The organism is Streptomyces swartbergensis (genome assembly GCF_002148965.1).
Taxonomy (GTDB): Bacteria; Actinomycetota; Actinomycetes; order Streptomycetales; family Streptomycetaceae; genus Streptomyces; species Streptomyces swartbergensis.
In genome coordinates this window covers 1-7,030 of the sequence record NZ_NGFN01000414.1, presented here as the reverse complement: position 1 = coordinate 7,030, position 7,030 = coordinate 1, and the positions used below count along the sequence as shown (strand labels likewise).

Sequence of the window (7,030 nt, the reverse complement as noted above, 5' to 3'; positions counted from 1 at the left end):
GTCCTGGGGCGGCCCGAAGCCTCCCCCGGGCGGGGGCTGCTGGGACGGCGGAGGCGGCGGCTGGGTCATGACGTGAGCACCTCGGGGAAGGGGGCGGCGACGAAGAGGCGGGATGTCCGAAGGGGGAAGAGTCACTTGCCGTAGGCGAGCATCAACTTCTCCTTGGTGTCGTCGTTTCCGCTCAGCCGCGTGGTCGAGATGTAGAAGCGCCCGTCGACCCAGTCGGTGTCCTTGGAGAAGAAGCCGTTCTCGATGTCCGCGGCGCCCTGCGGGTTCTGGAGCAGCTTGACCGGCTTGTGGCTGCTGCCGCCGGTCGGGATGGACACGATCTGGCCGCCCGCGTCGTACGACGGCTGCACATAGGCGATGAGCTTGCCGCCCTCGACCTTCATGGGCAGCATCGACTCGTCGGCCGGGGACTTCACCCGCCACTTCTCCTTGCCGTCGGCGAGGTTGACCGCGACGATCTCGTTGGCGCCGGTGGTCGCCTCCGTCGGGAGGTAGAGCGTGGTGTCGTCGACGGCGACGCCCTGGCAGCCCTGGAGGTCGCGTTCGAGGATGGCCCAGCCGCACTCGGGGGCGAAGTCCTCGTCGAAGCCGACCTGCGAGCGGAACTTGCCGCCGGAGGTGAAGGTGGAGATGTTCCAGGCCTTCTTGTCCTTGTTGGTGCTGTAGACGACCAGCGGGCTGACCGAGTAGGTGCGCGCGACCCGCCAGCCCTTGTCGAACGGCTGGGTCCAGCGGACCTTGCCGGTCTTCGGGTCGAGCTCCTGGACCTCGTCGTGCTCCTTGTCGGTACCGGCACCGCAGGAGGCGACGGCGATCAGGCGGTCGCCGCCGGCGAACGCGGAGGGGAAGCAGGCGCTGCCGTAGCGCTTGTGGTCGAAGAGCTTGTCGCCGTCGGTGACGTCGTAGGCCGTGCCGGACTGGGAGCGGCCCACCATCAGCGTCTTGCCGGTGATGGACAGTTCGACGGAGAGCGTGGAGTCGAACAAGGCGCCGTCGCCGACCTCCTCCTTCCAGCCCTTCTCGCCCGTGGCGAGGTCGACCTCCTGGAGCTGGTTGCACTTGGCGCGGTCGCTGCTGCCGCTCATGTACGCGACGACGATCTTGTCGTCGGACGTCTTCTGCGGGGTGGTCGCGCAGATCTTCTGCGGGAAGGTGATCGCGTCCCAGGCCGGCTTGCCGTCACCGACGTTGTAGGCGAAGAGCTGCTTGTACGCCGCCTTCACCGCCGCCTTGTCGGTGATCCACATGCCGGGGGCGTCGGCGCCGGAACCGGGCGCGTCGGGTGCCTCCTTGTACCAGAGGACCTTCGCCTCGCCCGCCTGGCGGCCCTCGTTGAGGTTCTCCGGGTCCTCGCCGCCGTCGCCGCTGCCGTCACCGGGGTTGGCCGGGGCGGAGGCGCCGGGCTTGCCGTCGCTGGTCGGCTGGGCGACCGGCTTCTTCTTGCCCTTGCCGTCGTCGCCGCCGGTGACCGCCCACACGGTGGCGCCGACCACGAGCAGCGCGGCCACGGCGGCGCCGATGATCATGGCGGGCTTGCCCTTGAAGGGGTTGCCGGAGCCACCCCCGGGCGGGGTGCCGGGCACGCCGGGGTGGTGCGGCTGCTGCGGGTAGCCGTAACCGGGCTGGCCGTACGGACCGGGCGGCTGCGGCTGGCCGTAGGGACCCGGCTGCTGCGGCTGGCCGTAGGGACCGGAGTTGTACGGCCCCGGCTGCCCGTACGGCCCGGGCTGCTGCGGAGGCTGCTGGGGATAGCCGTATCCAGGCTGCGGCGGCCCCTGCGGGGGCGGCGGCGTCTGGGGCGGTCCCTGCGGCGGTGGCGGAGTCTGCGGTGCCCCGAAGCCACCGCCCTGCGGCGGCTGGTCCTGCGGTGCTCCGAAGCCACCGTGCGGCGGCGGACTGGGCGGCTGAGTCATCAGCGGCTCCCCCGTTCGATCACTGATTTTTAGCCACACCCTGAGATACGAAATGGACTCAGAGTCGCTTCATAAAGTTCTAAGACGACTCTTTGTATCACCAGGTTCCGACAGCGACCGGGCCGTCTCACCCCCTGTTCCCAAGGGCGGACCGGCCCGTGATGCCGTCGTTATGCGCCTTCACGCGCCCTTCACGCGTCCTCGGCGAGTTCCAGCCAGCGCATCTCCAGCTCCTCGCGCTGCCCGGCCAACTCGCGCAGCTCGGCGTCCAGTTCCGCCACCTTCGAGAAGTCCGTGGCGTTTTCGGCGATCCGGGCGTGCAGCTTGGTCTCCTTCTCGGAGACCTTGTCGAGCTGCCGCTCGATCTTCTGGAGTTCCTTCTTGGCGGCGCGCTGGTCGGCGGCGCTCTTCTCCGGGGCGGTGGTCCGCGGCGCCGCGGCGGGCGTCGAGGCGGCCGCGGCCTCCTCCATGCGCTGCCGCCGCTCCAGGTACTCGTCGATGCCGCGCGGCAGCATCCGCAGCGTGCCGTCGCCGAGCAGCGCGAACACCCGGTCGGTGGTGCGCTCGATGAAGAACCGGTCGTGAGAGATGACGATCATCGAGCCGGGCCAGCCGTCGAGCACGTCCTCCAGCTGCGTCAGCGTCTCGATGTCGAGGTCGTTGGTGGGCTCGTCGAGGAAGAGGACGTTGGGCTCGTCCATGAGGAGCCGCAGCAGCTGGAGCCGCCGCCGCTCACCGCCGGACAGGTCCCCGACCGGCGTCCACTGCTTCTCCTTGGTGAAGCCGAACGTCTCGCACAGCTGCCCGGCGGTCATCTCCCGGCCCTTGCCCAGGTCGACGCGCTCACGCACCTGCTGCACGGCCTCCAGCACGCGCGTGGCCGGGTCGAGTTCGGCGACCTCCTGGGAGAGGTAGGCCAGCTTGACGGTCTTGCCGACGCGGATGCGCCCGCCCACCGGCTGGACCTCGCCGTCGGTCCGGGCCGCCTCGGCCATGGCCCGCAGCAGGGACGTCTTCCCGGCGCCGTTGACGCCGACGAGACCGATCCGGTCCCCCGGCCCGAGCTGCCAGGTGACGTGCTTGAGGAGGACCTTCGGGCCCGCCTGGACCGTGATGTCCTCCAGGTCGAACACGGTCTTGCCGAGCCGCGTGGACGCGAACTTCATCAGCTCGCTGCTGTCCCGCGGCGGCGGTACGTCCGCGATGAGCTCGTTGGCGGCCTCGACGCGGAAGCGCGGCTTGGACGTACGGGCGGGTGCGCCGCGCCGCAGCCAGGCCAGCTCCTTGCGGACGAGGTTCTGCCGCTTGACCTCCTCGGTGGCGGCGATGCGCTCGCGCTCGGCACGGGCGAAGACGTAGTCGGAGTAGCCGCCCTCGTACTCGTAGACGTCTCCGCGCTGGACGTCCCACATGCGCGTGCAGACCTGGTCGAGGAACCAGCGGTCGTGGGTGACGCAGACGAGCGCGGACCGGCGGTTCTGGAGGTGCCGGGCGAGCCAGGCGATGCCCTCGACGTCGAGGTGGTTGGTGGGCTCGTCGAGGACGAGCAGGTCCTGCTCCTCGATGAGCAGCTTGGCGAGCGCGATGCGGCGTCGCTCACCGCCGGACAGCGGGCCGATGACGGTGTCGAGCCCCTTGGGGAACCCCGGCAGGTCGAGCCCGCCGAACAGGCCGGTCAGGACGTCCCTGACCTTGGCGACGCCCGCCCACTCGTGGTCGGCCATGTCGCCGATGACCTCGTGGCGGACGGTGGCCTCCGGGTCGAGGGAGTCGTGCTGCGTGAGCACGCCGATGCGCAGACCGCCGGAGTGCGTGACGCGCCCGGTGTCGGCCTCCTCCAGCCTGGCGAGCATCCGGATCAGCGTGGTCTTGCCGTCGCCGTTGCGGCCCACGACGCCGATGCGTTCCCCTTCGGAGACGCCGAGGGAGACGCCGTCGAGCAGGGCACGGGTGCCGTACACCTTGCTGACGTTCTCGACATTGACCAGGTTGACGGCCATTTCTCTCCTGACGAGGGGGGTGGATCGACCCTCCAGGGTAGTCGGGCGGCGGGGTGCTCCGGCCGGGGTGTTCAGGAGTGCTCGGCGGCTTCCCGGCGGCGCTGGTACCGCCACACGTCCATCAGCCTCTCGTCGAACGGCAGCTCTGCGTCGACGGAGCCGATCCGGTGCTCGGCCTCCACACAGCGCGGGTCGTCGCGCCAGGCCAGTCCGGACACGGCGCAGGTGCGGATCGGCTGCCGCTCGTCATGGGTGAGCGCGACCGGCGCGTCCCCCACCTCGGGGCCGGGCCCCCGGTGGTGAGCCAGCCAGCGGCCCGCCGCCTCGCGTACGCCGGGGTCCTCGTCGCGGGCCAGGGTGAGCACCGCGGTGAGGCTCTCGGGGCCGACCTGGGACCGGCCGTCCTCGGAGTGCCCCAGGGCGTCCGTCACCAGCGCGCACCCTGGGGTCCGGATGTGCGAGGAGCGACAGGCCGACGGCCTCGATCTCCGGGGCGCTGTCGTGGGTCATCGCCTGGAGGATGACCGCCGGCACTTCCGGGTCCTGCTCCTGTTCGGCCCAGGGCACGAGCCGAGCTCCCTCCCTCGGTCCCAGAACGGGTCGGCTCCCTTGATGGGATCTCCGAGGATCAGGAACAGCAGGACGTCGGCGGCGAGCAGGCGGTGCAGCCGGTCGGGGCGGTTGAGCAGGTCCCTGGTCCACTGCCAGGTCTCCTCGTCCAACCGGCGGCCGAGTGTGAACACCACGTCCGACCACACGACGTGGTCCCGGTCGGGGTGTGCGAGGGCCCGCGCGACGAGTTCGTCGAACGGGGTACGGACGCCGTAGCGCTCCTCCATGCTGGTGAGGACCGCCCGGTGCTCGCCGCGTACGGTCAGGTCGCCGAGCGTGAGCTGCTCACACCACCAGCCGACCTCGTCGTCCTCGACCCGGACCCGGTCGACGGGCCCCGTCAGGCCGGTGTGCCGGCGCAGCTCCGCCTCCACGCCCGTCTCCACCCAGTGCCGGGCGCGGGCCGGCAGCTCTTCGCGCTCCGGCGCCGGCAGCGGCACCCGGTGGCAGGCGAGCACGTAGGTCAGATGGTGTGACCCGCCGTCCACCGCCCGCAGCAGCGGGGTGCTCCCGTCGGTCAGCCGGCGCAAGGGGTCGGCGCCGGCCTCCAGCAGCGCTTCGGCGACGGGTTCGTCATAGGCGGCGACGGCCCGGCACGGGACCGGCAGGCCGTCGTCGAGGGTCTCGGGGTCGGCCCCGGACTCCAGCAGGGCCCGGACCTCGTCCGCGTCTCGCGTCATACGGCCGTGACCAGTTCTTCCACGTCTGCGCCCCCTCTGTCGAGAACAACCGGGGGAGCCCAAGCGCCGGGAACCGGCCGCCGCACGGGATCAACGCCCGGCGACCGTCGCCCCGGGTGCCGGACCCGACGCCGTCCGCACGGTCCGGCACGTGCCGGACGCCACCAGCGCCTGCGCCACCGCTGCCGCCGACTCCGGGTCGCGGACGAGGAACGCCGTGGTCGGGCCGGAGCCGGAGACCAGGGCGGCGAGGGCGCCGGCGGCGCGGCCCGTGGCCAGGGTGCCGGCGAGTTCCGGGAAGAGGGAGAGGGCGGCGGGCTGGAGGTCGTTGGAGACGGCGGCGGCGAGCGCGTCCGGGTCGCCCTTCGCCAGGGCCGCGAGGAGTTCCTGAGAGGCGACGGGCTCGGGGATGTCCGTGCCCTCGCCGAGCCGGTCGAACTCCCGGAAGACGGCCGGGGTGGACAGGCCGCGGCCGGCCATCGCGAACACCCAGTGGAAGGTGCCGCCGACCTCCAGGGGCGTCAGCTGCTCGCCCCGCCCGATGCCCAGCGCCGCCCCGCCGACCAGGCTGAACGGCACGTCGCTGCCCAACTCGGCGCAGATGCCGAGCAGTTCGTCCCGGGAGGCGCCGGTCCCCCACAGCGCGTCGCAGGCGACCAGCGCGCCGGCGCCGTCCGCGCTGCCGCCCGCCATGCCGCCGGCGACGGGGATGTCCTTGGCGATGTGGATATGGACGTCGGGCGTCCGGCCGTACCGCTGGGCGAGCGCTTCGGCCGCCYGTGCGGCCAGGTTCGTACGGTCCAGGGGGACCTGGCCGGCGTCCGGGCCCTCGCAGGTGACGCGGAGCTCGTCGGCCGGGGTGACGGTGACCTCGTCGTAGAGGCCGACCGCGAGGAAGACGTTGGCCAGCGGGTGGAAGCCGTCGGGGCGGGCGGGGCCGACCGCGAGCTGGACGTTGACCTTGGCGGGGACCCGAACCGTCACGCTCACGCGGACTCCTCCTGGGGCTGGTTCTGCTTGTGCTCGGCGATCCGCGCGAACTCCTCCACCGTCAGCGACTCGCCCCGCGCCTGCGGTGAGACCCCGGCGGCGACGAGGGCCGCCTCGGCCGCGGCGGCGGACCCGGCCCAGCCGGCGAGCGCGGCCCGCAGCGTCTTGCGGCGCTGGGCGAAGGCGGCGTCGACGACGGCGAACACCTCGCGCCTGGAGGCCGTCGTCTTCAGCGGCTCGGTCCGGCGGACGAGGGAGACCAGGCCGCTGTCGACGTTGGGCGCCGGCCAGAAGACGCTGCGTCCGATGGCGCCGGCCCGCTTGACCTCGGCGTACCAGTTGGCCTTGACCGACGGAACGCCGTACACCTTCGAGCCGGGCGGGGCGGCGAGGCGGTCGGCGACCTCCGACTGGACCATGACCAGGGTGCGTTCGATGCTCGGGAAGGCTTCGAGCATGTGCAGCAGGACCGGGACGGCCACGTTGTAGGGGAGGTTGGCGACCAGCGCGGTCGGAGCGGGGCCGGGCAGCTCGGTGACGTGCATCGCGTCGGAGTGGACCAGGGCGAACCGGTCGGCGCGGTCGGGCATGCGGGCCGTGATGGTCGCGGGCAGCGCGGCGGCGAGCACGTCGTCGATCTCGACGGCCGTGACGCGGTCGGCGACCTCCAGCAGGGCGAGCGTCAGTGACCCGAGGCCCGGTCCCACCTCGACGACCACGTCGTCGGGGTGGACCTGTGCGGTGCGGACGATACGGCGGACGGTGTTCGCGTCGATCACGAAGTTCTGTCCGCGTTGCTTGGTGGGGCGTACGCCGAGGGCTGCCG

At 72.1% G+C, this 7,030-nt stretch carries 6 protein-coding genes; all 6 read right to left on the bottom strand.

Translation table 11 applies throughout. The annotated features are described in order from the left end of the window. Nucleotides 1-131 precede the first annotated feature (131 nt). On the bottom strand, nt 132-1,922 hold the full coding sequence (locus CA983_RS38410) for an outer membrane protein assembly factor BamB family protein (RefSeq protein ID WP_086605342.1): 1,791 nt from the start codon (nt 1,920-1,922) through the stop codon (nt 132-134). Between the two features lie 191 nt (nt 1,923-2,113). After that, nucleotides 2,114-3,922 carry an ABC-F family ATP-binding cassette domain-containing protein gene (locus CA983_RS38405; protein ID WP_086605341.1) on the bottom strand — a complete coding sequence of 603 codons (1,809 nt, stop codon included), beginning with the start codon at nt 3,920-3,922 and terminating at the stop codon, nt 2,114-2,116. A gap of 71 nt (nt 3,923-3,993) precedes the next feature. Then, nucleotides 3,994-4,353, bottom strand: coding sequence for a hypothetical protein (locus CA983_RS48530; protein WP_244207278.1), 360 nt, complete (start codon nt 4,351-4,353; stop codon nt 3,994-3,996). Between the two features lie 75 nt (nt 4,354-4,428). Next, nucleotides 4,429-5,214, bottom strand: a complete 786-nt coding sequence (locus CA983_RS48525) for an ankyrin repeat domain-containing protein (RefSeq protein WP_244207277.1) — start codon at nt 5,212-5,214, stop codon at nt 4,429-4,431. A 90-nt stretch (nt 5,215-5,304) separates the two neighbouring features. After that, nucleotides 5,305-6,204 carry a 4-(cytidine 5'-diphospho)-2-C-methyl-D-erythritol kinase gene (locus CA983_RS38395; RefSeq protein ID WP_086605340.1) on the bottom strand — a complete coding sequence of 300 codons (900 nt, stop codon included), beginning with the start codon at nt 6,202-6,204 and terminating at the stop codon, nt 5,305-5,307. Further along, the coding region (rsmA, locus tag CA983_RS38390; RefSeq protein ID WP_086605339.1) for a 16S rRNA (adenine(1518)-N(6)/adenine(1519)-N(6))-dimethyltransferase RsmA at nt 6,201-7,030 on the bottom strand (830 nt) is incomplete at its 5' end. The genes CA983_RS38395 and rsmA, both read right to left, overlap by 4 nt.

Bases quoted from the DNA above. Each gene is read 5' to 3' on its own strand.
- CA983_RS38410 (WP_086605342.1), bottom strand. From the start codon at position 1,922: ATGACTCAGCCGCCCAGTCCGCCGCCGCACGGTGGCTTCGGAGCACCG.
- CA983_RS38405 (WP_086605341.1), bottom strand. From the start codon at position 3,922: ATGGCCGTCAACCTGGTCAATGTCGAGAACGTCAGCAAGGTGTACGGC.
- CA983_RS48525 (WP_244207277.1), bottom strand. From the start codon at position 5,214: ATGACGCGAGACGCGGACGAGGTCCGGGCCCTGCTGGAGTCCGGGGCC.